The sequence below is a fragment of the Streptomyces sp. O3 genome, from assembly GCF_054788135.1.
This window is the reverse complement of sequence record NZ_JBTVYK010000028.1, coordinates 53250-79232: the sequence shown is the minus strand read 5'-3', so window position 1 is coordinate 79232 and position 25983 is coordinate 53250. Positions and strand designations below refer to the sequence as shown.

General features: G+C 72.3%; 26 protein-coding genes. 11 read left to right on the top strand and 15 right to left on the bottom strand.

Features of this window, described 5'->3' with window-relative positions; all coding sequences use genetic code 11:
- Positions 1-105: 105 nt before the first annotated feature.
- The 4 genes from ACX6XY_RS16375 to ACX6XY_RS16360 form a co-directional block, all read right to left on the bottom strand.
- Positions 106-3363: an SAV_2336 N-terminal domain-related protein gene (locus ACX6XY_RS16375; protein ID WP_460330969.1), complete on the bottom strand. Its 3258-nt coding sequence runs from the start codon at positions 3361-3363 to the stop codon at positions 106-108.
- A 7-nt stretch (positions 3364-3370) separates the two neighbouring features.
- Positions 3371-4444 (bottom strand): AAA family ATPase, encoded by a 1074-nt coding sequence (locus ACX6XY_RS16370; protein ID WP_460331000.1) that lies wholly within the window; start codon positions 4442-4444, stop codon positions 3371-3373.
- 186 nt (positions 4445-4630) lie between these two features.
- The gene (locus ACX6XY_RS16365) at positions 4631-6724 is read right to left on the bottom strand and encodes a VMAP-C domain-containing protein (protein ID WP_460330967.1); all 2094 of its coding nucleotides are present in this window, start codon (positions 6722-6724) and stop codon (positions 4631-4633) included.
- Positions 6721-7194, bottom strand: a complete 474-nt coding sequence (locus ACX6XY_RS16360) for a CU044_2847 family protein (protein WP_460330965.1) — start codon at positions 7192-7194, stop codon at positions 6721-6723. Before ACX6XY_RS16360 ends, ACX6XY_RS16365 begins: the two co-directional genes overlap by 4 nt.
- Before the next feature lie 170 nt (positions 7195-7364).
- On the opposite strand from ACX6XY_RS16360, the gene ACX6XY_RS16355 reads away from it, so the two are divergent.
- On the top strand, positions 7365-7547 hold the full coding sequence (locus tag ACX6XY_RS16355) for a DUF6104 family protein (protein WP_003961784.1): 183 nt from the start codon (positions 7365-7367) through the stop codon (positions 7545-7547).
- 45 nt (positions 7548-7592) lie between these two features.
- Here ACX6XY_RS16355 and ACX6XY_RS16350 read toward each other — a convergent pair whose 3' ends face one another.
- The gene (locus ACX6XY_RS16350) at positions 7593-8405 is read right to left on the bottom strand and encodes a hypothetical protein (protein WP_460330963.1); all 813 of its coding nucleotides are present in this window, start codon (positions 8403-8405) and stop codon (positions 7593-7595) included.
- A 170-nt stretch (positions 8406-8575) separates the two neighbouring features.
- On the opposite strand from ACX6XY_RS16350, the gene ACX6XY_RS16345 reads away from it, so the two are divergent.
- Together ACX6XY_RS16345 and ACX6XY_RS16340 are read left to right on the top strand one after the other, a co-directional pair.
- Positions 8576-9505 carry a DUF4097 family beta strand repeat-containing protein gene (locus tag ACX6XY_RS16345; protein ID WP_460330961.1) on the top strand — a complete coding sequence of 310 codons (930 nt, stop codon included), beginning with the start codon at positions 8576-8578 and terminating at the stop codon, positions 9503-9505.
- Position 9506: 1 nt separating this feature from the next.
- Positions 9507-10538 carry a PadR family transcriptional regulator gene (locus tag ACX6XY_RS16340; protein WP_460330959.1) on the top strand — a complete coding sequence of 344 codons (1032 nt, stop codon included), beginning with the start codon at positions 9507-9509 and terminating at the stop codon, positions 10536-10538.
- A gap of 165 nt (positions 10539-10703) precedes the next feature.
- On the opposite strand, the gene ACX6XY_RS16335 is transcribed toward ACX6XY_RS16340, so the two are convergent.
- From ACX6XY_RS16335 to ACX6XY_RS16310, 6 genes are all read right to left on the bottom strand, one after another.
- Entirely contained in the window at positions 10704-11282 is a 579-nt protein-coding gene (locus ACX6XY_RS16335; RefSeq protein ID WP_460330956.1) for a Clp protease N-terminal domain-containing protein, read from the bottom strand.
- Positions 11282-11491: a helix-turn-helix domain-containing protein gene (locus ACX6XY_RS16330; RefSeq protein WP_460330954.1), complete on the bottom strand. Its 210-nt coding sequence runs from the start codon at positions 11489-11491 to the stop codon at positions 11282-11284. The genes ACX6XY_RS16335 and ACX6XY_RS16330 overlap by 1 nt, the downstream gene beginning before the upstream one ends.
- Positions 11492-11572: 81 nt before the next feature.
- Positions 11573-12535, bottom strand: coding sequence for a zinc-binding dehydrogenase (locus ACX6XY_RS16325; RefSeq protein ID WP_460330952.1), 963 nt, complete (start codon positions 12533-12535; stop codon positions 11573-11575).
- Positions 12536-12794: 259 nt separating this feature from the next.
- Positions 12795-14366, bottom strand: a complete 1572-nt coding sequence (locus tag ACX6XY_RS16320; protein WP_460330949.1) for an alkaline phosphatase D family protein — start codon at positions 14364-14366, stop codon at positions 12795-12797.
- Positions 14363-14995, bottom strand: coding sequence for a phosphoesterase (locus ACX6XY_RS16315; RefSeq protein WP_460330947.1), 633 nt, complete (start codon positions 14993-14995; stop codon positions 14363-14365). Before ACX6XY_RS16315 ends, ACX6XY_RS16320 begins: the two co-directional genes overlap by 4 nt.
- A 364-nt stretch (positions 14996-15359) precedes the next feature.
- A complete protein-coding gene (locus tag ACX6XY_RS16310) occupies positions 15360-16568 on the bottom strand; it encodes an NAD(P)-dependent malic enzyme (RefSeq protein WP_460330945.1) in 1209 nt (402 codons plus the stop codon).
- A 508-nt stretch (positions 16569-17076) separates the two neighbouring features.
- Here ACX6XY_RS16310 and ACX6XY_RS16305 point away from each other — a divergent pair.
- The 3 genes from ACX6XY_RS16305 (at position 17077) to ACX6XY_RS16295 (ending at position 19959) form a co-directional block, all read left to right on the top strand.
- Positions 17077-18060 carry an ABC transporter substrate-binding protein gene (locus ACX6XY_RS16305; protein WP_460330943.1) on the top strand — a complete coding sequence of 328 codons (984 nt, stop codon included), beginning with the start codon at positions 17077-17079 and terminating at the stop codon, positions 18058-18060.
- 241 nt (positions 18061-18301) lie between these two features.
- Positions 18302-19186 (top strand): amino acid ABC transporter permease, encoded by an 885-nt coding sequence (locus tag ACX6XY_RS16300; protein ID WP_460330997.1) that lies wholly within the window; start codon positions 18302-18304, stop codon positions 19184-19186.
- Positions 19183-19959 (top strand): amino acid ABC transporter ATP-binding protein, encoded by a 777-nt coding sequence (locus ACX6XY_RS16295; RefSeq protein ID WP_460330942.1) that lies wholly within the window; start codon positions 19183-19185, stop codon positions 19957-19959. Before ACX6XY_RS16300 ends, ACX6XY_RS16295 begins: the two co-directional genes overlap by 4 nt.
- Before the next feature lie 101 nt (positions 19960-20060).
- Here the strand turns inward: ACX6XY_RS16295 and ACX6XY_RS16290 are convergent, their stop codons facing one another.
- Positions 20061-20834 (bottom strand): class I SAM-dependent methyltransferase, encoded by a 774-nt coding sequence (locus ACX6XY_RS16290; protein ID WP_460330939.1) that lies wholly within the window; start codon positions 20832-20834, stop codon positions 20061-20063.
- 100 nt (positions 20835-20934) lie between these two features.
- Between ACX6XY_RS16290 and ACX6XY_RS16285 the strand changes: the two genes are divergently transcribed.
- Positions 20935-21573 (top strand): CGNR zinc finger domain-containing protein, encoded by a 639-nt coding sequence (locus tag ACX6XY_RS16285; RefSeq protein WP_460330937.1) that lies wholly within the window; start codon positions 20935-20937, stop codon positions 21571-21573.
- On the opposite strand, the gene sodX is transcribed toward ACX6XY_RS16285, so the two are convergent.
- On the bottom strand, positions 21468-21986 hold the full coding sequence (gene sodX / locus ACX6XY_RS16280; RefSeq protein ID WP_460330934.1) for a nickel-type superoxide dismutase maturation protease: 519 nt from the start codon (positions 21984-21986) through the stop codon (positions 21468-21470). The two genes, ACX6XY_RS16285 and sodX, sit on opposite strands and share 106 nt — an antisense overlap.
- A gap of 166 nt (positions 21987-22152) precedes the next feature.
- Between sodX and sodN the strand changes: the two genes are divergently transcribed.
- Positions 22153-22548, top strand: coding sequence for a superoxide dismutase, Ni (sodN, locus tag ACX6XY_RS16275; protein WP_460330931.1), 396 nt, complete (start codon positions 22153-22155; stop codon positions 22546-22548).
- Positions 22549-22711: 163 nt separating this feature from the next.
- Here the strand turns inward: sodN and ACX6XY_RS16270 are convergent, their stop codons facing one another.
- Positions 22712-23089: a hypothetical protein gene (locus ACX6XY_RS16270; RefSeq protein WP_460330928.1), complete on the bottom strand. Its 378-nt coding sequence runs from the start codon at positions 23087-23089 to the stop codon at positions 22712-22714.
- 293 nt (positions 23090-23382) lie between these two features.
- Between ACX6XY_RS16270 and ACX6XY_RS16265 the strand changes: the two genes are divergently transcribed.
- Positions 23383-23733, top strand: a complete 351-nt coding sequence (locus ACX6XY_RS16265) for a hypothetical protein (protein WP_460330926.1) — start codon at positions 23383-23385, stop codon at positions 23731-23733.
- Here ACX6XY_RS16265 and ACX6XY_RS16260 read toward each other — a convergent pair.
- Positions 23717-24325, bottom strand: a complete 609-nt coding sequence (locus ACX6XY_RS16260) for a pyridoxamine 5'-phosphate oxidase family protein (protein WP_460330923.1) — start codon at positions 24323-24325, stop codon at positions 23717-23719. The genes ACX6XY_RS16265 and ACX6XY_RS16260 overlap by 17 nt on opposite strands.
- Before the next feature lie 106 nt (positions 24326-24431).
- On the opposite strand from ACX6XY_RS16260, the gene ACX6XY_RS16255 reads away from it, so the two are divergent.
- Together ACX6XY_RS16255 and ACX6XY_RS16250 are read left to right on the top strand one after the other, a co-directional pair.
- Positions 24432-25058 (top strand): dienelactone hydrolase family protein, encoded by a 627-nt coding sequence (locus ACX6XY_RS16255; RefSeq protein WP_460330921.1) that lies wholly within the window; start codon positions 24432-24434, stop codon positions 25056-25058.
- 9 nt (positions 25059-25067) lie between these two features.
- Positions 25068-25700 carry an AAA family ATPase gene (locus ACX6XY_RS16250; protein ID WP_460330918.1) on the top strand — a complete coding sequence of 211 codons (633 nt, stop codon included), beginning with the start codon at positions 25068-25070 and terminating at the stop codon, positions 25698-25700.
- Positions 25701-25983 lie beyond the last annotated feature (283 nt).

Genomic DNA, 25983 nt, shown 5'->3' with positions numbered 1-25983 from the left:
GACGGCGCCCGTCCCCCATGGGCGTGACGACGGCCCGTTCCTTCCCGACGTCGGTGAAACAGAAACCTGTTCGACATAACTCCGGCCATGCTCCATGCCGTCACCTCACCCTCCCTCGCCCCAGGGCCACCAGGGCGGGAACGCGCGGCTCCAGTCCTCGTCCGACCACTGGGCCCGGTGCTCGGGGGCCGCGGCGGCCACTGCCGCATCCGCCATGCGCTGCCTGGTCAACTCCACATCGGACCAGTCGAGTTCGCTCAGATGCCCGGTGAGGAGCCGCCACCCGTCCCCCGCCGCCCGGTAGCGCGCGAGCGCCGCGTCACGCTGTCCCATGAGGGCCAGCACCGCGCCCTGTCCGTGCAGGGCGCGGGCGGCCGTCACCGATCCCGGCGCGGCCGGGCAGGCCTCGCGGGCGTCCCGCTCCGCCTGCCGGTAGGCGTGCAGCGCGTCCGCGCGTACGGGCGTGCCGGTGCGGCGCCACAGTTCGAGCGCGACCCGCGCCAACTGCAGCCAGGCCTCGGCCCGTACCCGTGCCTCCGCGGACCCGCGCACCACTTGGCGCAGCAGATGGCGGCTCTCGAAGAGGTCGGGCAGAAAGCCCAGGTGCCTGAAGCGCTGGGCCAGCGCGCTGCCTACCAGGCCCTGGAGTCTGCCCCGGTGCGGGGAGCGGGCCGGAAGCTCCGCGAGCGCCTCCCGCAGGACGCTCTCGGCTCGCCCGACGGTGGCCGCGCCGTCCGGGCGGGACGCGCGCCGGAGCAGCGACTCACCCCAGACCATGAGGATCCGGCCGCGTCCGGGGCTGTCCCGTGGGGCGGTGCGGGCAGCTTGCTCATAGGCCCGGTCGGCGGACTCGCCGTCGCCCGCGCCGTCGTGGAAGGCGCCCTGCGCGGCCAGGGCGCGCAGCCGCAGCACCCGGTCGTCGTCGGCGGCCCGCTCGGCGGCGGTGAGCGCGGCGGCGGTCTCGGCGGGGTCCGCGCCGCTTTGGCACAGCGCGTCGGCCAGGTCGAGCAGTGCGGCGCAGCGGGCCGCGCCGGAGGAGTCGCCCTCGGTGGCCGACGGGTCGGTCGCGGCGCGCAGTTCGGGTACGGCGGCGGCCGCCCGGCCCTGGGCGAGCAGCAGCCTGCCCCGGAGCAGCCGCAGGGCCCCGCGCGGGTGCGCGGGCCGGTCGTCGGCGGCCCCTTCCGGGACTGCCGGTGCTTCCGGGGCTTCCGGGGCTTCGAGTTCGGGGGCTTCGAGCGCTTCGAGCGCGGTCTCCAGGTGCCCCGCGTGCCGGGTCGCGTGCCACAGCTCATGGAGTACGGAGGCCAGCTCCAGGGCGGCGTCCAGGTGCTCCGGGCCGCCTCGGGGCGCCGCGTCCCCGGCCTGTGCGAGCACCGCCGCGGCCTGGTGCAGCAGTTCGGCGCGCCGGTCGGTGTCCCGTACGGCCGCCGTGCCCGCTTCGGCCCGCAGCACCCGGCCGAGTACGGTCGCGGCGCGCGCGGTGCGCGTCGGCTCGTCCGCCGCGCCGCCCGCCGCCTCGCCCTCCCCGGCCTCCCGCAGTGCCCGTGCGGCCAGCTCCCCGGCCTGGCTGAGCACGGACGGGTCGCCCTGCTCGTGCCACTGCCGCAGCAGCCGCTCCGCCTGCTCCAGTGGTCCTGGCAGGACGAGGTCCGGCTGGTAGAAGCGCAGCACGCGCGCGGGGATACGCGCGAACAGCTCCGAGTCGACGCCGCCGGACGCCGCCGCGCGCTCCGTGCCGTCGCCGGTGTGCGGGCCCGGTTCGCCCGCGAGCCGGGCGGCGGCGAGCGCGGCGAAGTTCCGGGTGCCCTTGCCGAAGTGCCGCTCCACGAAGGCGGAGCAGTGTTTCAGGACGAGCCCGGCGGCGTCCCGGTCCAGGGAGCCGAGCAGGAGTTCCTGCACTCGGCGCGGGTAGACGAAGCAGGGCTGGGCCTCGGTGCCGGGCAGTTGCCTGAGCAGCCCGCCGAGCAGCACTTCGGCGAGCTCGGTCGGCCCGGTGTCCGGCAGCATGGCGCGCTGGACGAGCTGCATGACGGGCAGCGTCAGCGGGGCCGCCGCGAGATGCACGGCGAGCTGGACCGCGCCGGGTGACGCGCTCGCCGTGAAGGCCCGCAGCAGCTCCTCGTCGCCCCGGCCGTCCGGTGGCGCGGGGGCGGGCGGGACGCCGGAAGCGGTGGGCCCGTCGGGGCTGGTCCAGGCCGCCCAGGCCCGCTCGGCCGCACCGCCCGGTGTGGACAGCAGGCGCGCCCAGGCGGCGAACGCCTCCGGGGTCGGCTGTAATACGGGGACGGGCCTCTCGCGCGGGTCCCGTGGCTCCCAGGGTTCTTCGTAGGGCAGGAAGTCGGTGCGGCCGCCGACGTCGGGCCCGTGGGTGAGCAGCCCTCGTTCGGCGGGCAGCGCGGTGCGGGCCCACAGCCGGGGCGGCAGCGGCTGGACGACGGCGAGCGGGGCCGTGCGGGGCCAGCCGTTCAGGAGCCGCTGCGCGCTGCCCCGCTGCCACAGCGGTCCCACGCAGTCGCTGACGACCAGGGTGAGTCTGCGGCCGGTCGGGTCGTGGAACTGGTCGGCCGACCGCAGCCGGGTCCGTCGGCCGGGGCCCGAAGTGGTGGCGATCAGCGGCGGGCCGTCCCCGGTGTCGTACAGCTGGTGCACCTGTACGTCGCGGAAGACGCCGGACTGCTGGCAGGCCTGCCGCAGCTCCTCGACCATGCGGCCCCAGACGGCCATCGCGGGACCGGTGTCCATCAGGAGCTGCATCTCGGCGCGTTGGCGGCGCGCGGCGCGCAGCACGGGCGTGATGACTCCGGTCATGGCGCCGCGTTCGGCGGTGGCGGCCTCGTCTATGACGCCTTCGCCCGGACGGGCCGGACCGGCGGCGTAGCGGGTCAGGGGCTGGAGCGCCCGCTGGAGGCCGAGCAGTCCGGGCAGCGCCGCGGCGGCCGGGGCCCGCACGGGGAAGGCGGGACCGCCCGGAGCGCTGTCCGGGTGCGCCCTGCCGCCGGGCATGTACAGCTGTACGGTGCCGGACGCCGCGGCGGGTGAGGTCGACTCCGTGGGCCGCTCGCCGGAGCCGGAGCCGGGGCCGGGGTCGGGGCCGGAGTCGGGGTCGGAGCCGGCAAGGTCGGGATCGGAGCCGGGGTCAGGGTCACTGGTCGCCGGGGGCCGCGCGTCGGTGCCGGGGTCGTGCTCTCCGTCGGGCGGCGGGTGCGCCGGATCGCCGGGTTCCGGGGCGGCGGAGGCAGCCGGTCGTGGTCCGCGCGGCAGCCACTGGGCCAGCCATACGGCGTCCGCCACCTCCTCGGGAGTGGGGTCGAGGCCGCCGCCTCGCAGCCTCCCGACGAGTTCTCCCAGGCGCGTCCGGCGCATCCGGTCATCACCTCGAACGGTCGAGTGGCCGCATGAGCATCTCCGCGAGGCGCTCCCGTGTGAACTGTTCGGCGTGCGGGGTGTGCTGGGTGAGATAGAGGGCGTTGAGCAGCTGGTCGGCGGCGATGACCTCGCCGGGCTCCCGGTCGAGGAAGCGGTCGATCAGGCCGTGGCCGTCGGTGACGCCCTCCTCGCCGAGGTGGGCCTCGACCATGGCGGTGAGCTGGTCCCTGCCGGGGGGTTCGAGTTCGAGCTGGACGCAGCGGCGCAGCAGCGGTGCCGGGAAGTCCCGTTCGCCGTTGGAGGTGAGCACGATGAACGGGAAGGCGGTGCAGGCGACGCGGCCGTCGCGCACCGGGGTCTTGCGGCCGTCGTCGGTCAGGACCTCGACGACGGGCTCGCGGTCGGCGATGCGCTCCAGCTCCGGCAGCGTGAACTCCCCTTCCTCCAGGACGTTCAGGAGGTCGTTGGGGAGGTTGAGGTCGCTCTTGTCCAGCTCGTCGATGAGCAGGACGCGGGGGTGTTCGGAGGGGAGCAGCGCCGTACCGAGCGGGCCGAGCCGTACATACGACCCGATGCGGGAGGGCTCCGCCGTCGGCGCCGATCCGCCTTGGGCGCGCTCCAGTTGCACGTCCTGGAGGCGGCCGATGGCGTCGTAGCGGTAGAGGCCGTCCTGCAGGGTGGCGCGGCTGACGATCGGCCAGCGCAGCACCCGGCCGAGGCCCAGCTCGTGGGCCACGGCGTAGGCGAGGGTGGATTTGCCGGTGCCCGGATTGCCGGTGACCAGGAGGGGGCGGCGCAGATACAGGGCGGCGTTGACCGCGTCGGTCTCGGCGGGCCGGGGCGCGTAGCTCTCTACGAGTCTGCGCCGGAATCCGAGCCTGCGGGCGGTGCTGGGGTCGACTCCGGGGCCGTCTCCAGGGCCGCCTCCAGGGCCGCCTCCAGGGCCGCCTACGGGGCTGTCGTCGGTGACGCTGTTCGCGCGTGCGTCGGTGAAGCCGCGCCAGGGCGGCGGAGCGGGTAACCGTCGCACGCCGTCATGGGGTTCGCCGACTCCGCGGTAGATCCGCCAGTCGTTCACCGTGGGTTCCTCCCGGCTCGGGCTCGGGTGCTCAAGTGCTCGGGTGCTCAGATGGCGGGCGCAGGCGTCCCAGGTCACCACGCTACCGCCCACTCGCTTGATTCGCGCTGAACTCACCTCGCGTTCAAGGGATTTCGCGTCATTTCCGCGAGCCCTGTCCCCCGATCCGGCTATCCGGTCATCCGGCTATCCGGGGCCCGGCGGGGCTATCGCCTCCTCTCCGTACGCGGGACCGTCCGACGGCGGATCAAACAGGAGCGCGATTCCGCGCGCCCAGCCCGCCTCTTCCTCGATCTCCGGCGTGGGCCGCGGGTCGGCCCCGAGTCTGCGCAGCTCGCCGATGCGGTGGCGGAGTGCGCCGTCGGCGCGGCCCGCCTGTCTGAGCAGTGCCTCGGCCCGCTGGTGGAACGCCTCGCAGTCGCTGTGGTCGTGCCCTCTGCGCCACAGGGCGAGCGGGTGACCGGCCGCCAGCGCCGCGTTCATGGCCCCCACCCCGCCGTCGCCGCCCACCGGCCCGCAGCAGACGGGCACCGAGGCGTCGTCCGCTCGGGAGAGCCTGGTGTACACGGCGTGCGGGCTCTCGCGGCCCGCGCCGCGCGCGTGCCCGAAGTCCGGGGCCGTGCCCCGCAGGGGCACGGCGGACAGCGGTCCGGCCGACACGCCCGCCCAGCGTCTGCGCCATTCGGGAGTGGGGCGGCGCGCGTGCCGTCTGCCGTCGCGGATGACGACGACCCGGCGCATGCCCAGCGGCATCGACTCCGCGTCGTAGAAGTCGAACTCGCCCCGAGCGCCAGGGGAGTCCGCGGCGGGGTCTTCCGGGGCGAGCCGCCACTCATCGAGCGGCAGGTCGAACAGCTCCCGTGGCAGCACCGCCTCGACGGCCGCCAGATGTACTCCCTGGTCCCCGTGGCGCAGGGCGTCGGCGAGCGGTCCGCGCAGCTCCTGGCTCAGCCGCTCCCTGCGCACCCCCTTGTCGTCGCCGTACAGCGGGGTCACGTCCCTGCCGTCGTCGCGCAGCAGTTTGACGCTCCAGGGGTAGAGGTCGCCGTGGCGGTCGCCGTAGACGGGCTCGCCGATCACGACGAGGACATCGGCGCGAGCCCCGCGCGGCGCCTCCTGTCCGGGAGCGCGCGGCGTGCCCTCCGGGTCGAGCGCGCCGTCGAGGATTTTGGCGATCTCCTCGCGGGTCTTCTGATGGGCGCACTCCTCAGCCTCGCGGTTGATCCACTCCGTGAGTGCGCGCAGGGTCTTCGGCGCCGCCGTCGCCGCGGTGTGCTCGACGACCTTCGCGGCGTAGAACAGCACGGCGTCGACGTCCCGCGGAGAGCCCGCCTCCTCGCTCCGCTGGTGCCGTAGCCCGTGCAGCAGCCCGACGCCCTCGCGCCAGGTGCGCGGGGAGGGTTCGACGAAGAAGCGGCCCTCCCGCGGCATCCACAGCTCCCGCCTGGTCGCCTCCACCAGGGGCAGGACGTCTCCCGGCCCGCCGGGCGGCGGGAGTTCGGCCAGGCGTGCGTGCAGATGCGTGCGCCGTACGGGGCTGATGCCCTGGGCGCCGGGTTCGCGCAGCGACACCTGGGCCCGCGGCCAGCAGTCGGCCGCCGCCCTGGGGTCGGAGAGCCGTGCGAGGTGAGAGGCGTCGTGTTCCCGTATGACGGAGTGCAGGAGGCCTTCGCGCAGGTCGTACAGCTGGTGCAGCGCGGTGATCGGGGTGGCGGCGCCCTCCCGCTGCCCGCGTCCCTTGCTCAGGCCGATCACCGCTCCGTACCGCAGATCCACCACAGGACCGCCGGACATGCCGTCGACCGGCAGGCCCCCGGAGATCAGCAGCGCGTCACCGTCGACGGCCATGACCGTCCCCAGCGCGCTCCGCAGCCCCAGGCTGCCCGTCTCGGCGGACCAGCCGTACAGCGCGACCTCCGCGGGGACGGACGGGGGCCGGTCGCTGAGCCACATACAGCGGGCGTCCTGCGCGTCCGCCACCCTGACCAGCGCGATGTCGGGGAACTCCCAGCGCCCGCGGCGCTCTCGGGCCGGGTCGGCCCAGGGTCTGGCGAGTACCACCTCGCCGGTGGTGGTGCCGCCGTCCCAGGCGACTCCGACCGCGCGCTCGCCCCGCCACACCCCGGCACCCCCCTTCCCCACGACATGGGCACAGGTCAGCGCCCATCCCGGAGCGATGAAGAAGCCCGAGCCCCAGTACCGGTCGCCGTGCGGGTCATACCCGTCGCCCGGCGCCGTGATGCGTAGGAGCGAGGGGCGCACGAGGCCGTCAAGGCTCATACGGCGGCAGCCGGGGGCGCTGTCGGCACGGCCGTGCCCGGCCCGTGCGACCCCTGTCCGGGATCGGGGTCATGCTGAGGATCGGGGTCCCGCTGGGGTTCGGGGTCGTGCCGGGGTTCGGGGTCGTGCCGGGGTTCGGGGGCGGGGCCGCGCTCGGTCCAGGTCAGGGACACCGAGAGGGTGGCCGTGCCGCCCGCGCTCGCGAGCACCCCGACGACCTTGCCCGACTGGGCCGACAGCTCGACGCCGAAGTCCACCGCGACCTCGACGGGCCCCGTGGGGTTCAGGCCCTCGCGTACGGAGCTCATCACCGAACCGACGATCTCGGCGACACCGCCCACCATGCTGAGCACGCGGTCGCCCGCTCCGGTGTCCTTGAAGCCGCCGCGCTCCAGTTCGTCGATCTCGCTGACCCGCGCCCAGACCTCCGCGCCGTCCTCCAGCCGTACCCTGACGATCCCCTCGCTCACAGCGCCCCCACCCGTTCCTGCCCCAACGGTGATCCGGTAAGGCTAGCTCCGGGCCCCGCCCAGCGCGAGAGCTGTCGCGCCAGGGGCCCGAGGGCGGCTGGATCTGATCGCCCGGGCGTCTCGGCGGTCCGATGTGAGCGCGGGTCCGCCCCCCGATTAGGCTGTGTGCCATGTACTTCACCGACCGCGGCATCGAGGAGCTGGAAAAGCGGCGCGGCGAGGAAGAGGTCACCTTCGAGTGGCTCGCCGAGCAGCTGCGTACGTTCGTCGACCTGAACCCGGACTTCGAGGTTCCGGTGGAACGGCTCGCGACCTGGCTGGCCCGGCTGGACGACGAGGACGAGGACGAGTAATCCCGTAACCCCGGCGGCCGTCCGCCGATCCCGGCCGCCGTCCGCTCAGTCGCGGGTGCGTAGCGCGTCATACGCGATGCCGCCCGCCCCGTGCGTCAGCAGCAGAAGCCCCGCGAGCAGCCACCCGGCGCTGCGCCGCCGCACCCCCCACAGCGTCACCGGGACGCCCGCCGCGAGCTGGACAGCGGACAGGGCGCGGGCTCGCGGGCCGCGCAGCCACGGGCCGAGGCCGCCCTGTTCGACCACGTCCAGCTCTGCGCGCACCGCGTCCCGCCAGCCGGACCACTCGACCTGTTCGACATCCGGCTGTACGCGCGCGACCTCGCGCAGCCGGTCGGCGGGCTCGCCCGGACTGAGGCCCGCGGGCAGGGCGAGCCCGGTGCGGGCCAGGACCGCCAGCAGGCCGCGCATCCGGGCGCGCGCGTCGGCCTCCGGGTCGGTGCGCGTCAGCGCCTCCAGGGACTGCATGTCCGGTACGGGATCGAGGCCGAGCCGCGCCGCGAACGTCCGCATCGCCTCGTATTCGCCCACCGGGGTGCCGCTCGCGGACCACTCGTAGCCGACCGTCCGCCTGAAGCCCGACGCGAGCGTGTAGCCCGCGCCGTCGGCGTCCCACCACAGGGCCAGCACCGGCCAGGGCGAGCCGACCGCGAGCGCCGTGGCCCACCCGGCGAGCACCCGGTCCACCTGCTCTTCGCCGTGCAGCCAGGGCTTGCCCTCCGGGACGAGCACGCTCCAGTCGCGGCCCGCGGGCACCAGCAGCATGTGCTCCCTGAGGAGCTGGGCGGCGGGGCCGACCGCCTCAGGTTCCGCGCGGCAGAGCAGGAGCGCACCACGGTGCAGGGGCACGTCGGACATGCCCCCACGCTAGGACAAAACGACAAGTTCGGCCGCGCGAACCCCGCCACCCGACGCCACTTGACGCCACTTGACGCCACTTGACTTCCCTCATCCGCGATATATCGTGTTTAACGAGAGACGCGACATATGGCGCGTCAAGCCGGGCGAGGCCACGGGAGGACAGCACCATGCCAGAGTCGACGTGGACGGTCGCGGAACCGCGGAAGCTGGCCGTGGAAGGGCCGGTGACGGCGCTCCAGGTCCGCACCGTGGGCGGAACGGTCAACGTGGTGGGCAGCACGGAGGGCTCCGCGTTCCTGGAGGTGTCGGCCATCAAGGGGCCGCCGCTGACGGTGACCCTGGAGGACGACGGGCGGCTGACGATCGGGTACGACGACCTGCCCTGGCAGGGCTTCCTCAAGTGGTTCGACCCGCAGAGCCGGAACCGCAGCGCCGTCGTCTCGCTCGCCGTACCGGCCGGTGCGGAGGTAGAGGTAGGCGTGGTCGGCGCGACCGCCGTGGTCTCCGGACTCGACGCCCCCTGCGAGGTACGGAGCGTCAGCGGCGACGCGACGCTCGTCGGGCTCCGCGGACCGGTGCGGGCCGAGACGGTCTCCGGCGACATCGAGGCCCAGGCCGTCACCGGCGAGCTGCGCTTCGCGTCGGTCTCCGGCGATCTGACCGTGGTGGACGGCGCCGTCACCGCGGTCCGGGCCGAGACGGTCAGCGGCGCCATGATCGTGGACGTCGACCCGGCGGGCCGTCCGGGCCAGCTGAACCTGACGAGCGTCTCCGGCGAGATCGCGATCCGGCTGCCGCACCCGGCCGACGCGGTGGTCGAGGCGAACACCACCAGCGGCAAGGTCTCCAACGCCTTCGAGGACCTGCGGGTCAGCGGCCAGTGGGGCACGAAACGCGTCACCGGGACGCTCGGCGCGGGCAGCGGCACGCTCAAGGCGTCCACCGTCTCGGGCGCGATCTCCCTGCTGCGCCGCCCGGCCGAACCGGACGCCGACCGCCACGCGGGAACCAGCGGCCACGCGGGAACCAGCGGCCACGCGGAAGCCGACGACCACGCGGGGACCAGCGACCGTCCGACCGACGAGAAGGTGCTCTGACATGCCCCCTGTCTTCGCCCACGGCCGACTCCGCCTCTACCTGCTGAAGCTGCTCGACGAGACGCCGCGCCACGGCTACGAGGTCATCCGGCTCCTTGAGGAGCGCTTTCAGGGCCGGTACGCGCCGTCAGCGGGCACCGTCTACCCGAGGCTCGCCAAGCTGGAGGCCGAGGGCCTGGTCACGCACACCAGCGAGGGCGGCCGCAAGGTGTACGCGATCACCGACGCGGGCCGCGCCGAACTGGCCGACCGCAGCGGCGAACTGGCCGACCTGGAACGGGAGATCCGCGAGTCGGTCGCCGAACTGGCCGCGGAGATCCGGGACGACGTACGCGGCGCCGCGGGCGATCTGCGCCGCGAGATGCGCGCGGCGGCGAGCGAGACCAAGAGTACGACGCCGAAGCCGGACGGGGGCGCGGGCTGGGAGGGCGGCGCCTTCGGCGACCACGAGGCCTGGCGCGCGGCGAAGGAGGAACTGCGCCGCGCCAAGCAGGAGTGGAAGGAGCAGGCCCGCCGCGCCAAGGACGAGTCACGCCGGGCCCGCGAGGAGGCCCAGCGCGCCCGCCGCCAGGCCAAGGACGCGCAGGACGCGGCCCGCGAGGAGATGCAGCGCATCGCCCAGCAGGTCCAGGACAAGGTCCAGGACCACTTCTCACGCGGCGACTGGCCGTCCGGCCTCCGCGAGGGCCTGGCCGAGATCTCCAAGGAGTTCACCCGCTTCGGCAAGGGCTCCGGATCCGCGCGGCCCGACATCACGGTGGAACGCGCGGACCTGCGCAAGGAGTCGGCCGAGCCGGAAGCCGGGGGCGGCCAGAGCCCCGAGAGCGCCCCCGAGGCGCCCGAGTGGGCCCACCAGGACCTCACCGGCGACCCGGCCCGCGACCTCGACCGCCTCCTGGACCGCTTCCGCGACGACATCCGCGACGCGGCCCGCGACCACGGCGTCACGCGGGACCAGCTCCGCGAGGCCCACCGCCAGCTGTCCACGGCCGCGGCCCGCATCGGAGCCATCCTGCGTACACCGCGGGGTTAGGGCGCGTCTTCGCACTCCCGCCTGCCGCGCGACGCCTCGGTGGCATCAGCCGCTGGCGCAGCGGGCGTCCGGCCCGCCCTCCGGGCGGACGGCGGGAGTGCGAAGACGGACCGGGCCCAGGCGCCGAGCGGGCTGCGCCGCCCGCCCCCCTCGGGCGGGCAGCCGTCAGCCCGCCGGGGCCGCACCCCCGGCCCCGGCCCCGGCCCCGTACAGCACCCGCTCCACCGCGTCGTACGACACCCCGCGCGCGGTCAGCACGTCGCGCGCGAGCCCCGGACACTCCGTCAGCGCCAGGAGCAGGTGCTCATCCCCGATGCTCCGCTCCTTGCGCGCCAGCGCGATCCGAAGCGCCTTCTCCAGCAGGCCCTTGGCCTCGCGAGAGAAGCGGCGGTGCCCCGCCCACCACCGCCTCGGCTTCGCGCACCCGGCCAGCGCCCCCGCGCCGTGCGTCTCTTCGACCCGGCCGACGATCGCGTCCACATCGACGCCGAGCCCGGCCAGCGCCTCCGCGTCCGCCGCCGAAACGCCCCCGCGCCGCCGCGCCTCGGCCAACGCCCGCTCCAGCGCCTCCCGCTGTTCGGCGACACCGAGCGCCGCGAAGGCGAAGGACGCCTTCGTACCCCTGGCGTCCAGGAGCGCGAGCAGCACATGTTCGCCGGTGACGGTCTCCGCGTCCTGCGACTCCGCGTGCCCCACCGCGCGCTCGACGGCGTCTCGGGCGCCCTGCGTGAACCGCTCGAACATCACTGCCTCCCGTACTTCTTGTGCACGGCCTGCCTGCTCACGCCCAGCTCGGCGGCGATCTCCTGCCACGACCAGCCCTGCTGGCGCGCGCTGCGCACCTGCACGGCCTCCAGTCGTTCGAGGAGACGCCGCAGCGCGGCGACCGCCCGCAGTCCGATCCGCGGGTCGCGGTCGCCCGCCCGCTCGGCGAGATCCGTCGCTTCGGTCATGACGTCAATGTAGGTTGACGCATGGCGGCACGTCAACCAGAGTTGACATGCCGCCGAGGCAGGTCGAGGAGGCAGGACAGGTCAGACCGTCAGGACGATCTTGCCGAACTGGCCGCCCGCCTCCATCCGCTCGAAGCCCGTACGGGCCTGGTCCAGGGGCAGTACCTCGTCGATGACGGGGCGTACCCCGGTGGCGGCGCAGAACGAGAGCAGGTCCTCCAACTCGTCCTTCGTGCCCATCGTCGAGCCGACGACCTTCAGCTCCAGGAAGAAGATCCGGGTCAGCTCGGCGTGCGAGGGGCGGTCGCCGCTGGTCGCGCCGGAGATGACCAGCGTGCCGCCCGGCTTCAGGGACTTGACGGAGTGCGACCAGGTGGCCGCGCCGACCGTCTCGATCACCGCGTCCACGCGCTGCGGCAGCCGCGCGCCGGACTCCACCGCCTCCACCGCGCCCAGTTCCAGCGCCCGCTTGCGCTTGGCCTCGTCCCGGCTGGTGGCGAACACCCGCAGGCCCGCCGCCTTGCCGAGCACGATCGCGGCCGTGGCGACCCCGCCGCCCGCGCCCTGGACGAGAACCGAGTCGCCTGGGCGCACCCCGGCGTTGGTGAAGAGCATGCGGTACGCGGTGAGCCAGGCGGTGGGCAGGCAGGCGGCTTCGGCGAAGGACAGTTCGGCGGGCTTGGGCAGGACGTTCCAGGTGGGTACCGAGACCTGTTCGGCGAAGGTGCCCTGGTAGCGCTCGGTGAGGATGGAGCGCGGCTCGTTCGGGCCCACGCCGTGGCCGGTCTGGCCGATGACCGAGTGCAGGACGACCTCGTTGCCGTCGGCGTCGACCCCGGCGGCGTCGCAGCCGAGGATCATCGGCAGCTTGTCGTCGCCGAGGCCCACGCCTCGCAGCGACCACAGGTCATGGTGGTTCAGGGACGCGGCCCTGACGTTGACGGTCGTCCAGCCCGGACGTTCCTCAGGGGCCGGGCGCTCCCCCAACTCCAGGCCGGTCAGTGGCTGGTCACGGTCGATTCGGGCGGCGTAGGCAGCGAACATGACCTTGACGATAGGGCGGGCCGGTGCGCGGCGGAACCGCGCACCGGTGTGACACGCGTCCCGGTCAGTCCCTGCCGTACTGCGCCGGAGAGTTCCGGGTCGCCGCGTCCTCATACGAACCCACCACGCCCCGGTCCACATGGAAGGTGGTCAGCGTCGAGACGGGGGACATCGGGTCGCGGCGGTCCTCGATACTGCATCACCTCGGGGGATAACCCCCGAACCCCCAGCCAGACCAGCAGGGCAGAGCCGACTCCCGTCAGTCCCTGCGGTACTGCGCCGGAGAGTTCCGGGTCGCCGCGTCCTCGTACGAACCCACCACACCCCGGTCCACATGGAACGTGGTCAGCGTCGAGACGGGGGACATCGGGTCGCGGCGGTCCTCGATGACCCGCATATGGGTGGAGAAGCGCTCCGGGGTCACCTCGTACACGTCGTAGCCGTAGCGGTTGCCCTCGAAGTACTTGAGATGCGGGTTCGCCGCGCCCATCCGCGGGCCGTTGGTCCGGTTCCAGTCCGCCGAGTACGCGCCCGAGGTCACCGAGTGCGCCGTGAACTCCGTGCCGACGACGGGCGACGAGGTGTCGTCGAAGTCCGTGCGGAGGTCGTCGACGAACGCGGAGTGCCAGTCGCCGGTGATGACGACGAGGTCCTCCAGGCCGCTGCTGTGCACATGCCCCAGGACGTCCTTGCGCTCGGCGAGGAAGCCGTCCCACTGGTCGGTGAACATGTACGAGCCGCCGGGCGAGCCGCGCAGCTGGCTGAGCATGATCGAGTTGGCCCAGACGTGCCAGGTGTCCGGGGCGTTGTCGATGCCGCGCTTGAGCCAGGACTTCTGCTCGGCGCCGAGGATGGTGCCGTCGGAGAGGTTCTGCGCCGAGCGGTACGAGCGCAGGTCCAGAACGGTCAGCTCCAGCAGGTCGCCCCAGCGGCGCACCCGGTGGATCTCGGGGTCGGGCAGCGCGGATTCGCCGAAGCTGTCGCGGTGCGGCATGTGCTCGAACCAGGCCTGGAACGCGGCCGCCTTGCGCTGCATGAAGGGTGCGCCGCCGCCGGTGCCGCTGAAGTCGTTGGCGACCTCGTGGTCGTCCCAGGTGAGGAACCAGGGGTGGGCGGCGTGCGCCTCGCGCAGGGAGGCGTCGCCCTTGTAGAGGGCGTGCCGCTTGCGGTAGTCGCCGAGGGTGAAGGTCGCGCCGCCCTCGTGGTCGCGGACATGGCTCTCGGGGACGCCGCCGACCTGGCCGTGCTCATAGATGTAGTCGCCGAGGTGGACGACGAAGTCGACGTTCTCGCGGGCGATGCCGCGGTGCGCGGCGTAGAAGCCGTCGTGGAAGGCCTGGCAGTTGGCGGCGGCGAAGCGGACCGCGCCGACGCTCCCGGTGGGGGCGGTCTTCGTACGGCCGACCCGGCTGGTCTTGCCGAGCGCGGTGAAAGCGTAGAAGTAGTGGCGGCCCGCGCTCAGTCCGCTGACGGGTACGTGCACGCTGTGGCCGAGCGTCGCGGACGCGGGGGCCGTGCCGCGGGCGACGACCGTACGCAGCTGGGCGTCCTCGGCGACGACCCAGTCGACCTCGACGACGTCGGGGAGGTTCTGCTCGGCGGCGAGCGGCTCGGGCGCGAGCCGGGTCCACAGCACGACGGACGACGGCTGCGGGTCGCCGGAGGCGACGCCGAGGGTGAACGGGGCCGGGTCGTAGTCCGCGCCCAGCGCCTCGGCGGCCTCGCGGGCCTGTGCGGGCGAGAGCCCGGCGGCCAGCGGCCAGACGACGCCGAGCGCGCCGGACGCGGCGGCGGCCTTCAGCAGATCACGGCGGTTCAGCTTCGGGGTCACGACCGGCCTCCAGCGGCGTCGACGGTTGCGGCGGCGCTGCGGGCCTCGGCGGCGTCGCGGGCTCCGGCCGCGGTGAGGGTGAGGGATATCGCGTCCGCGTAACCGTCGTTGGACGTGCCGCTTCCGGTACGGGTGAAGACGAGCAGGACGCGGGCGGTGCGGGCGCCCGGCGGTACCGCGGACTGAGCCGTGCGCTCCAGCAGGCCGGTACGGCGCTTGCGCTCGCCCGCGGTGACGGGCCCGAGCACGTTCAGCGCGACCGGGGTCCCCTTGGCGTCCCGGAACTCGACGGACAGCCGTACGCCGTCCTCCTGGGACGCGTAGCCGCCGAGCCAGGCGCCGACCGCGTACCGCACCTGGCCCGCGTCGACGGCCGCGTGCCCGGTCGCCCCGCTCGCGGGCAGGTCGATGTCCTGCACCAGAGCGGTCTGCGGCGAGTTGCCGCCGGAGAAGAACCGGCTGCCGCGCTGGGCGGGTCCCGGATCCTTCGGCCCCGGATAGCCCCCGCCGAAGGTGTAGTCGATCAGCGCGGGCGCTCCCCGCGCGATCCGCCAGCCGGTGACCGAGCCGACTGGCTCAGCGGTGCCTCCCGGCCCGCTTTCCGCGTCGCCGTTCACGACGAGATTCATCCACGTCTCCCCTGGGTGGTCTGGTGTGCTGCGGTGTCGCGCCACGGCTGCTGATCCCAGCAGCCGCGCGTGAACCACGGGAAGCCCTTCCCCAAACTTTCTCGACCAACCTGTACGGACAAGTGGAAATCTCGGCGGACGGAAACACGAGGAAGGGACCGCCATACGGCGATCCCTTCGGATGTTTCTGCGCGCACCGGCACATCCCGCACAAACGCGCACCACCTCATCCCGCACACCCGTGATCCCGCTGATCCCGCACACCCGTGATCCCGCGCGCCGGTCCGCGTACGACGGAGGCCCCGCCCGATGTCGCGTCGGGCGGGGCCTCACAGGCGTACGGCCAGGTCGGCCGGGCGGCGGGTCAGCGGTGAGCGACGCCCTCCGCGCGGGCCGCGGCCGCCACCGCGGCCGTGACGGCCGGGGCGACCCGCTCGTCGAACGGCGACGGGATGACGTAGTCCGCGGACAGGTCCGAGCCGACCACGTCGGCCAGCGCGTCGGCCGCGGCGATCTTCATGCCCTCGGTGATCCGCGAGGCCCGCACCTGGAGCGCCCCGGCGAAGATGCCGGGGAACGCCAGCACGTTGTTGATCTGGTTCGGGTAGTCCGACCGACCGGTGGCGACGACCGCCGCGTACTTGTGCGCGACGTCCGGGTGCACCTCGGGGTTCGGGTTGGCCATGGCGAACACGAACGAGCGCGGCGCCATCGAGGCCACGGCGGCCTCCGGCACCGTACCGCCGGACACGCCGATGAACACGTCCGCGCCGGACAGCGCGTCCTCGAGCGAGCCGGTCAGCCCCGCCTTGTTGGTGATCTCGGCGAGCTCCCGCTTGACCTCGGTGAGGTCCTCGCGGTCCCGGCTGACGACGCCCTTGCGGTCCGCGACCGCGACATCGCCGATGCCCGCCTCCAGCAGGAACTTGGCGATGGCGACACCCGCCGCACCGGCCCCGGAGATGACCGCGCGCAGGTCGCCGAGGGTCCGGTCGGTCAGCCGCGCGGCGTTGCGCAGCGCGGCCAGGGTGACCACGGCCGTGCCGTGCTGGTCGTCGTGGAAGACCGGGATGTCCAGCCGCTCCTGGAGCTTGCGCTCGATCTCGAAGCAGCGCGGCGCCGAGATGTCCTCGAGGTTGACGCCGCCGAAGGAGGGGGCGAGCCGCACCACGGTGTCGACGATCTCGTCGGTGTCGGTGGTGGAGAGCGCGATCGGCACCGCGTCCACGCCGCCGAACTGCTTGAACAGGATCGCCTTGCCCTCCATCACGGGGAGCGAGGCTTCCGGGCCGATGTCGCCGAGGCCGAGCACCGCGGTGCCGTCGGTCACGACGGCCACCACGTTCGACTTCCATGTGTAGTCGTGGACGAGCTCCGGCTGCTCGGCGATCGCGCTGCACACCTTGGCGACGCCCGGCGTGTACGCGAGGGACAGGTCGTCCTTGTCACGCACCGGCACGGTGGCCTGCACGGCCATCTTGCCGCCACGATGCAGCGCGAAGGCCGGATCGAAGGGCTCTTCCGTGCCCTCGGCGCCGGCGTCGCTGCGAGGATTGACGATCTCCGCTGCCACTTTTGTCTGACCCCTTAAGTCTTAATCGTTGAGGGTGGCCACTCCCTGGTTGGGGGGTGGGCGGGCACCGCGTCCGTGCCTTGCTTCGGCGGTTGGACCACCCCCGCAAGGGAGAGGTACGAACGCGCGGGCGCGCCGCACACGCGCCCTGAGCCCCGGATGAGGGGTGTAACCGACTGTTCTACAGGATGGGTCCTGCCGGGCACGAGCCGATATCCGTTCGACCCTGGACCTAGTGTCCTATTTGCCCCAATAATCCCATCGGGGTGTCCGCATCGCGAGACTAGTGCGGATTATTTACGGTTGAGTGGTTCGTCCCATGCCGCCAGAGCCCCGGAATTCCGGGCCGCCGTTCGTCCGCGATCTCCCGTTATCTGATTTTGACATGGTGAGCCCCCTGAACAGCCACGTCCGAATGGCAAGATGCCCCTCATCACACACGTTGGCGACAGCCACAGAGGTGTGCGCATACCGCTCGACCACTCCATCACCCGCCGGAGGACGCACCATGACCGCCAGCACCACCCGACGCACCACCGCCGCGAAGTCCCGGATTGCCGCGGTCGGCGCAATCGCGGTCGCCGGAGCCCTCATGCTCACCGCCTGCGGTGACCAGACGGAGAAGTCCGAGGAGAGCAGCCCGAAGAAGACCGACAAGACGGCGGAGAGCACGGAGGGCACGGAGAGCGCCGCCGGCAAGGCGCCGCTGTTCGACAAGCTGCCCAAGAAGTACCAGGACGCCGGTGTCATCAAGGTCGGCTCGGACATCGCGTACGCGCCCATGGAGTTCATGGACGAGGACAACAAGCCCGCGGGCGTCGACATCGACATCGCCAACGCGCTCGGCAAGGTGCTCGGCGTCGACTTCAAGTTCGAGAGCGGCACCTTCGACCAGCTGATCCTCAACCTGAACAGCAACCGCCAGGACGTCGCCATCTCGTCCATCACGGACACCAAGGAGCGTCAGGAGGGTGCGAGCAAGGACGCCGAGGGCGGCGCCGACTTCGTGAACTACTTCAAGGCCGGGTCCGCGATCCTGGTCCAGAAGGGCAACCCCAAGGGCATCGAGACCCTGGACGACCTGTGCGGCCTGAGCGTCGCCGCACAGCGCGGCACCGCCAACGAGGACCTGCTGAAGGCCCAGCAGAAGAAGTGCGGCGACAAGAAGATCAAGGAGTTCGTCGCCGACCAGGACAGCGACTCCATCACGCAGCTCCAGACCAAGCGCTCGGACGCGGTCATCACCGACTACCCGGTGGCGCTCTACAACGAGCTGGAGGCCGGTGACGGCAAGCTGTTCGAGGTCGTCGGCGAGCAGATCGACGCCGCCCCGTACGGCATCGCGGTCAGCAAGAAGAACCCCGAGCTGCGGGACGCCCTCAAGGAGGCCGTCCAGGCGATCATCGACGACGGCAGCTACATCGAGGTGCTCAAGAAGTGGAAGGCCGAGAGCGGCGCCATCGAGAAGGCCACGATCAACGCGGGCAAGTGAGCCCCGCGCGCGACCTCTCCACTCCGTACATATGTAAGGCAGCAACCTCGTGACCGAACCGAGCGACAAGGTCCCCGACTCGTCCGACGACAAGGACGAGACGTCCCTCAAGAAGGACCAGGACAAGGCCTCCCTCAAGAAGGACCAGGGGAACAAGGAGCCCGTCCGGAAGGACGACGACGGGCCCGTCAAGGACGGCGACGGGCCCGGACTCCCGGCCTCCACCACCCACCCGGAGGCCATCAAGGCGATCCCCGTCCGGCACTACGGCCGCTGGATCGGCGCCGTCGTCGTGCTCGCCCTGCTCGCCCTGCTCGTGAACGCGTTCGCGAGCGCCAATATCCAGTGGAGCGTGGTCGGCGAGCAGCTCACCAACGGCACCTTCGCCTGGGGCGCCTGGGAGACCCTCAAGATCTCGGTCTTCGCCATGGTGATCGGTGTCGTACTCGGCACCGTCCTCGCGGTGATGCGGCTGTCCCCGAACAAGCTGCTGGCCACCGTCGCCTGGGGCTACATCTGGTTCTTCCGCGGCACCCCGGTGCTGGTGCAGCTCTTCCTCTGGTTCAACCTGTCGCTCGTCTTCGAGACGCTGAACCTCATGCCGTTCTACAAGAACGAGATGAACGAGGTCATCACGCCGTTCGTGGCCGCGCTCCTCGCGCTCGGCCTCAACGAGGCGGCGTACATGGCGGAGATCAGCCGGGCCGGCATCCAGTCGGTGGACACGGGCCAGACCGAGGCCGCGCAGGCGCTCGGCATGAAGGGCACCAAGACCATGCGGCGGATCATCCTCCCGCAGGCCATGCGGGTGATCATCCCGCCGACCGGCAACGAGTTCATCAACATGCTGAAGACCTCGTCGCTGGCGTTCGCCATCGGCTACGGCGAGCTGTTCCTGCGCGGCCGTGAGTTCGGCTCCAGGACCCTGGCGATCATGGAGGGATTCATCCTGATCTCTCTCTGGTACCTGCTGCTCACCACCGTGTTCAGCATCGGCCAGTACTACCTGGAGCGGTACTACGCGCGCGGCAGCAACCGCGCCCTGCCGCTGACCCCGCTCCAGCGCATCAGGCTCCAGCTCACCTCGTTCCGTAACCCGAACCGGGTGGGAGGCACCGCCGTATGAGTTCCGAGACCGCACACCCGATGGTGAAGGCCGAGGGCGTCCACAAGTCCTTCGGTCACGTCGAAGTCCTCAAGGGCATCGACCTCGAGGTCGCCCAGGGCGAGGTGTTCTGCCTGGTCGGCCCGTCCGGTTCGGGCAAGTCGACCTTCCTCAGGTGCATCAACCACCTGGAGCAGATCAACGCCGGACGGCTGTACGTCGACGGCGAGCTGGTCGGCTACCGCCAGAAGGGCGACAAGCTGTACGAGCTGAAGGACAGCGAGGTCGCCCTGAAGCGCCGGGACATCGGCATGGTCTTCCAGCGCTTCAACCTGTTCCCGCACATGACCGCGGTCGAGAACGTCATGGAAGCGCCGGTCCAGGTCAAGGGCGAGGCCAAGGCCGTCGCCAGGGCCCGCGCGGAACGGCTGCTCGACCAGGTCGGCCTGGCCGACAAGGGCGGCAACTACCCCTCGCAGCTCTCCGGCGGCCAGCAGCAGCGCGTGGCGATCGCCCGCGCGCTGGCCATGGAGCCCAAGCTGATGCTCTTCGACGAGCCCACGTCGGCGCTCGACCCGGAGCTGGTGGGCGACGTCCTGGACGTCATGCGCGAGCTCGCGGAGTCCGGCATGACGATGATCGTCGTGACGCATGAGATGGGCTTCGCGCGCGAGGTCGGCGACTCGCTGGTGTTCATGGACGGCGGCGTGGTCGTCGAGGCCGGTCACCCCAGGGACGTGCTGACCAACCCGCAGCACGACCGCACCAAGTCCTTCCTGTCGAAGGTCTTCTGAGGCCGGTACGCCGGGATACACCGGAACGCACACGAGGCGGTACGGACCCAAGGGCCCGTACCGCCTCGCCCGCGTACCCGGCCTATGCGCTGGCCGTCCGGTTACTTGAGCCCGAGCACCAGCGCGTCCGACGGCGAGGCCCACACCGCGCGCGCCTCGCCGAAACCCTTCTCGCGCAGTACGCGCGCGTGCCACTCGACCGGCGGGGTGTCGCCGTCCGCGTGCTCGCCGTAGATCCGGAACCGCTCGGCGGTCGGCTCGGCGAGCACCGGGTCCTTGGCGGCCACCTCCCACCACTGCCGCCAGTCCAGGGCCCCGTCGGCCTTGGCGCGGTCCATCGCGGCGTGCCGCTGCTCGCGGTCGGCGGCGTTGATCCGCGGGGTCGACGGGTCCGGCATGTGGTCGGCGTTCATGAAGACGCCGCCGTCCCGGACCAGCCCGGCCACCTGCCCGTACAGCTCGGCCAGCGGGCCGCTGTGCAGCCAGTGCAGCGCGGTGGCGGTGAGCACGGCGTCGTAGGTGCCGTACGGCAGCGAGTCCGTCCAGCGCGGGTCCTTGAGGTCGGCGGTGACGAAGGTGACCCGGTCGTCGCCCGCGAAGGTACCCTGGGCGATCGCCAGCAGCGCGGGGTCGAGGTCGACGCCCGTGCTGACCGCCTTGGGGAACCGCTTGAGCAGCCGGTCGGTGATACTGCCCGTGCCACACGCCAGATCCAGCACCCGTGGTGCGGGGCCGACCAGCGCCTCGACCATGTCCAGCATCACCCGGAACCGCTCCTCGCGGTCCGGCAGATACGCCTCCTGCTGCCGGTCCCAGCTGTCCTGCCAGGCGCGCCAGTCGGTGCCCGGCGTGGTGGTGGACGTCGACTCGGTCATGCGACCCTTCCTCACTCCCCAAGGTAATACCCTGAAGATAAATTCACCTATTACTCTTCCCGATGCCGACGACGATAGCCCGCGCCCGTAAGGACTACAAGTGGAACTGGCCTATTACTCTGACTATGCCGTGCGACTGGTCAACACCGAGGAGCCAGGCCGCGGCAAGGACGTCCTCACCACGGTCGGGGCGGTACGCGACCTCTTCGGCGACAACGCCTCGGCGGCGCGGCGCGCGGCCGACGCCGACGTCACCCGGTTCCGCTCGGTACGGGCCAGGCTGCGCGCGGTCTTCGAGGCGGCGGACGAGGACGACGAGACCCTCGCCGTGGACCTCCTGAACTCCCTCCTCCTGGAGTTCCCGGTCAGCCCGCAGATCGCCGGGCACGACTACCGGGACGACGACGGCCGCCCCCTGTGGCATATGCATCTCGCCGACCACCCGTCGAACGCGACGGCGGGCTACGCGGCGATCGCCTCCATGGGCCTGGCCTTCCACCTCACCGAGTACGGCGTCGACCGCCTCGGCCTGTGCGAGGCCGCCCCGTGCCGCAACGCCTACCTCGACACCTCGACCAACCGCTCCCGGCGCTACTGTTCGGACCGCTGCGCGACCCGCGCCAACGTCGCCGCCTACCGCGCCCGCAAGCGCGAGGAAGCCGACCGGTCGGCGAACACCGGCCGCACCGCCGACAAGGCCCAGGACACCGCCCCGGCCACCGACCGCACCACGCCCTGAACCCCGCCGCGCCCGCCGGCGCCCCGCGCCCCGGTCCCGCGGGCCCCGGCCCCGCGCGGTTCGGCCCCGCGCGGCCGGACGCGGAGCCGGACCCGCCCCAGCACCAGCTCCGCCGGAACCGTCCCATAGTCCGTGCTGTCACCGCCAGCGAAGGAGTTGTCGCCGAGCACCCACCAGCCGCCCTCGCGCCGCTCCACGGCCCGCTTGACGACCAACAGGTCCTGCTGGAAGGGATGGCGCAGCACCACGACGTCACCGGCCCGCACCCGCGCCCCGTAGTGCACCAGCAGCCGGTCCCCGTGCCGCAGCGTCGGCACCATCGAGGGACCGTGCACCTCGGCGACCCCGAACAGCGCCCTGGCCCCGCGCATCGCGTCCCCCGCGCGCCCCGGCTCGCGCTCCCGTTCCCGCATCAGACACCTCCCGGTCCGGCCCACCCTCAGTGTGCCGTCCCATCCTCCACTCGACCCAGTCCGACCCTGGACTTTTGTCCTAAGCCACCGGGGGCACCCGCGAAAAGCCGTCCCCCACGGAGTAATGTCGCACCTTGAGAAGACGATCACGAGGAAGGACAGCTCAATGCTCTCCCGCCTGTTTGCCCCCAAGGTGACGGTCAGCGCCCACTGCGACCTGCCCTGCGGCGTGTACGACCCCGCCCAGGCCCGTATCGAGGCGGAGTCCGTCAAGGCCGTCCAGGAGAAGATGGGCGCCAACGACGACCCGCACTTCCAGGCCCGCGCCACCGGCATCAAGGAGCAGCGCGCCGAGCTCGCCAAGCACCACATCTCGGTGCTCTGGAGCGACTACTTCAAGCCCCCGCACTTCGAGAAGTACCCGGAGCTGCACCAGCTGGTCAACGACGCCCTGAAGGCCCTCTCGGCCGCCAAGGGCTCGACGGACCCGGCCACGGGCCAGAAGGCGCTGGACTACATCGCCCAGATCGACAAGATCTTCTGGGAGACGAAGAAGGCCTGATCTCAGCCCAGGCCGCCTGACCCGCGCTTTCACGGGTCTGGCCGCCTACCTGTCCGCACCCGGCCCGCAGGCCGCCGAACACGGCGTCCATGACGGACCGGGTGCGGTCTTCTTCCCCCGGCGTCACATCGCAGCAGGGCAAGCGTCGCCTGATGCGGCCCCGCTAGCAGTGCGGCCGATTGCAGAGGAAGCAGCCGTCCCAGAGCGGGAGCGCGCTGAGGACCCGGTGGCGCACGCACGAGGCCATCGCGGCCTCGTCCGGGCCGGGGAAGCCGCGTGCGGCACCGCTGTCGGCGGACGGGGCGCAGGACTCCACCATGACCGTGAAGCGGTGCAGGTAGTCGGACTCCGCCAGGTCGAACCCGACGGCGCCCCGCCCCATGACGTTCTGGTCTTGCAGGGTCAGCAGCGCCGCGAAGCGGAAGTCCCAGTCCTCGGAGGCGAGATCGGACACGGCAAGCATCAGCACGTCGACGAACACCGCGGTGGCGCCATTGGACAGGTCCAGGTCATGACTGTCGCCGGAGAAGATGTTGCTCACCGACCTATGATGCGATCCCGGCCCTCCGCCTGCTTGAAGAAGACGCGTGACGGAGAGCCGGACCCCGACGTCACCTTCCTCCCCTGCGACATCGAGGAAGCCGTGGCCACTCTCGAATGCCCCATACCGAGCGATGTGTTCCTCCAGGATGGTGCGGGCCCGCTCGATCGTGGCCTGCCTCGACGGGCAGGCGCCGGTGCGCTGGCCGTGGCCAGCGGCTGAGTACCCGTACTCATACGGCCTGAGCTCGCGCACGGACGCCGTGTCCAGCCGCGCTCTCCTACGTTGCCGCCATGGAGAATCACCGACCTCGTACGCCCCGCGACCGCCGAGCCGCCTCGGTCGCGCTTCGCCTGCTGGCCGGGGCGGCGGTCAGCTGGCTGGCGGTCGTGGTGGCGTTCCAGGGATTCCTCATGGGCCTGGACGGCACGCATTGCGAGACCATCAGGATCTTCTACGCGCGGTGTGACGCTCTCACGGACTGGACGTCCCGGATTCTGGTTCTCGGCGTGGTTCCGGCCGCCTGGATCATCGCCGTCAGCGGGCTCTGCCTGCCGCCTTCGCGCGCCGCGCGCTGCTGGGCGTACGGAACGGCCGGGATGCTCGCAGCCTGGCCGACGGCTCACCTCATCGCGTACCGCTGACGCGTCCGGTCTGGCTGGGCGGCAGTGGGAGCGGGAGGCCGGGGAGGCCGTCGATGCTGTGCTCGATGTGCTCCTTCTTGGCGAAGTACGCGCTCAGCGAGGCGTCGTCCTCGCGCGCGAAGCGCCTGGCGTGCAGGTCGCGGTCCTCGTCGTACGACATGAAGGGCACCCCGTACCCGCAGCTGTCGCGGATGAGTTCCGCGGTCACGACGATGACAGCGCGCAGCCCGTGGAGGGCGGGGTCGATGTCGGGGAAGTGCTCAAGGAGTTGCGGGAAGCGCGGGTCGTCGCGGAAGACGGGCTCGCCCCGGCCGTGCACCCGGACGATGTTGGGCGGGCCTTGAAAGGCGCACCACATCACGGTGATCCGGCCGTTCTCGCGAAGGTGGGCGATGGTCTCGGCGGTGCTGCCCGCGAAGTCCAGGTAGGCGATGGTCTGTTCGTCGATGACGGCGAACGAGCCCCGCAGCCCCTTCGGGGAGAGGTTGACCGTGCCGTCCTCGGCCAGCGGAGCGGTCGCGGTGAAGAACACCGGCTGCGCCTCGATGAACGTGCGCAGCCTGCCGTCTATGCGTGCGTAAGTCTTTCCCATGTCTAACGATTATTCACCGCGATCGTTCGCCTGTCTAACGAGGGTAGGGTGGGCGGGCCAGCGGCCAGCGGCCAGCGGCCAGCAACGGAGAACAGAGGTGTGCGCGTTGACTGAGGTAGTCCTGTTCCACCACGCGCAGGGACTGACGCCCGGCGTCGTCGCCTTCGCCGACGACCTGCGGCGCGCCGGGCACACCGTGCACACACCCGACCTGTTCGACGGTCGCACCTTCGGCACGCTGGAGGAAGGGGCGCGCCACGCCGAGGGGATCGGGTTCCGCGAGGTGGCCGCGCGCGGCGTACGAGCGGTCGACGAGCTGACGGACAAGCGGGCGGGCGGGCTGGCGGGCGGCTTGGTGTACGTCGGGTTCTCGCTCGGGGTGCTTCCGGCGCAGCGGCTGGCGCAGACGCGGGACGGCGCGCTCGGGGCGCTGCTCTGCCATGCCTGCGTGCCGACGGCGGAGTTCGGGTCCGGCGGCTGGCCCGACGGCGTGCCGGTGCAGGTGCACGCGATGGACGCCGACCCGTTCTTCGTGGGCGACGGCGACCTCGACGCCGCGCGGACACTGGCCGACGAGGCCGAGCACGGGGAGCTCTTCCTGTATCCCGGCGACCAACACCTGTTCGCCGACAGCTCGTTGCCGTCGTACGACGACGCCGCCACCACGCTGCTCCGAGAGCGGGCGCTCGCGTTCCTCGGCTCCTTCGGCGACGGGCGACGACGCGTCCCGTAGGGTCGGCGCATGCTCATCTGGCTCAACGGCCCCTTCGGCGGCGGCAAGACCCAGAGCGCGTACGAACTCCGGCGGCGACTGCCCGGCAGTGTCGTCTGCGACCCCGAGCACGTCGGATTCGGTCTGCACCGGATGACGCCGCCGCGGCTGCGCGGGGACTTCCAGGATCTGCGGGCCTGGCGGCAGGGCGTGTACGAGGTGCTCGACCTGGTACTCGCCCGGCACGACGGCACGGTGATCGCGCCCATGACCGTGGTGGAGCCCGTGTACTTCCAGGAGATCGTCGGTCGGCTCAGGGAGCGCGGCCACGACGTGCGGCACTTCGCCCTGCTCGCCCAGCGCGAGACGGTGCTGCGGCGGCTGCGCGAGCGGGGTTTCGGGCGCGCCGTGCGGATCGTGGCCGGGAAGGACGCGCCGCCGCGGCGGGAGAGCTTCGCGGTGGCGAAGCTGGACGGCTGTCTGGAGCGGCTGCGTGCCCCGGAGTTCGCCGAGCATGTGTGGACGGACCGGCTCACGGTCCCGCAGGTCGCCGACCGCGTCGCGGCCTCGGCCGGGCTGACCCTGGCGCCCGACACTGGGAGCACGCTGCGTGGACGGGTGCGCCGGGCCTGGACCGGGGCCAGGCACATCCGGTTCGACTGACGTCGGGCGCGGGCGACGTCGGGCTCGGGCGACGCCGGGCGCGGCTGGCGGCCACGGGGACGGGCCTTGGCCGATCGGCGCGGATGACGCCCGCTGCTTGTGGCGCTGGGCGCTTGTGGCGCGACGATCGGCAACCCCCCGTGGAGTGCCCGTACCCCCTGGCCGTACCCAAGGGCCCCGAAGGGCCCCCCGTACGCACGGCCCGACGCGCATGGCGCTGGTCAAGCGTCCCGCTCGCGGCCGTGCGGGGGATCGTGATCAATCGTCGCAGGCGGTACCGGCC

Excerpts from the sequence above, each read along its gene's own strand:
- ACX6XY_RS16375 (WP_460330969.1), bottom strand. The coding sequence starts at position 3,363 with ATGCGCCGGACGCGCCTGGGAGAACTCGTCGGGAGGCTGCGAGGCGGC.
- ACX6XY_RS16365 (WP_460330967.1), bottom strand. The coding sequence starts at position 6,724 with ATGAGCCTTGACGGCCTCGTGCGCCCCTCGCTCCTACGCATCACGGCG.
- ACX6XY_RS16355 (WP_003961784.1), top strand. The coding sequence starts at position 7,365 with ATGTACTTCACCGACCGCGGCATCGAGGAGCTGGAAAAGCGGCGCGGC.
- ACX6XY_RS16350 (WP_460330963.1), bottom strand. The coding sequence starts at position 8,405 with ATGTCCGACGTGCCCCTGCACCGTGGTGCGCTCCTGCTCTGCCGCGCG.
- ACX6XY_RS16345 (WP_460330961.1), top strand. The coding sequence starts at position 8,576 with ATGCCAGAGTCGACGTGGACGGTCGCGGAACCGCGGAAGCTGGCCGTG.
- ACX6XY_RS16340 (WP_460330959.1), top strand. The coding sequence starts at position 9,507 with ATGCCCCCTGTCTTCGCCCACGGCCGACTCCGCCTCTACCTGCTGAAG.
- ACX6XY_RS16335 (WP_460330956.1), bottom strand. The coding sequence starts at position 11,282 with ATGTTCGAGCGGTTCACGCAGGGCGCCCGAGACGCCGTCGAGCGCGCG.
- ACX6XY_RS16330 (WP_460330954.1), bottom strand. The coding sequence starts at position 11,491 with ATGACCGAAGCGACGGATCTCGCCGAGCGGGCGGGCGACCGCGACCCG.
- ACX6XY_RS16325 (WP_460330952.1), bottom strand. The coding sequence starts at position 12,535 with ATGTTCGCTGCCTACGCCGCCCGAATCGACCGTGACCAGCCACTGACC.
- ACX6XY_RS16315 (WP_460330947.1), bottom strand. The coding sequence starts at position 14,995 with ATGAATCTCGTCGTGAACGGCGACGCGGAAAGCGGGCCGGGAGGCACC.
- ACX6XY_RS16305 (WP_460330943.1), top strand. The coding sequence starts at position 17,077 with ATGACCGCCAGCACCACCCGACGCACCACCGCCGCGAAGTCCCGGATT.
- ACX6XY_RS16295 (WP_460330942.1), top strand. The coding sequence starts at position 19,183 with ATGAGTTCCGAGACCGCACACCCGATGGTGAAGGCCGAGGGCGTCCAC.
- ACX6XY_RS16290 (WP_460330939.1), bottom strand. The coding sequence starts at position 20,834 with ATGACCGAGTCGACGTCCACCACCACGCCGGGCACCGACTGGCGCGCC.
- sodX (WP_460330934.1), bottom strand. The coding sequence starts at position 21,986 with ATGCGGGAACGGGAGCGCGAGCCGGGGCGCGCGGGGGACGCGATGCGC.
- sodN (WP_460330931.1), top strand. The coding sequence starts at position 22,153 with ATGCTCTCCCGCCTGTTTGCCCCCAAGGTGACGGTCAGCGCCCACTGC.
- ACX6XY_RS16265 (WP_460330926.1), top strand. The coding sequence starts at position 23,383 with ATGGAGAATCACCGACCTCGTACGCCCCGCGACCGCCGAGCCGCCTCG.
- ACX6XY_RS16260 (WP_460330923.1), bottom strand. The coding sequence starts at position 24,325 with ATGGGAAAGACTTACGCACGCATAGACGGCAGGCTGCGCACGTTCATC.
- ACX6XY_RS16250 (WP_460330918.1), top strand. The coding sequence starts at position 25,068 with ATGCTCATCTGGCTCAACGGCCCCTTCGGCGGCGGCAAGACCCAGAGC.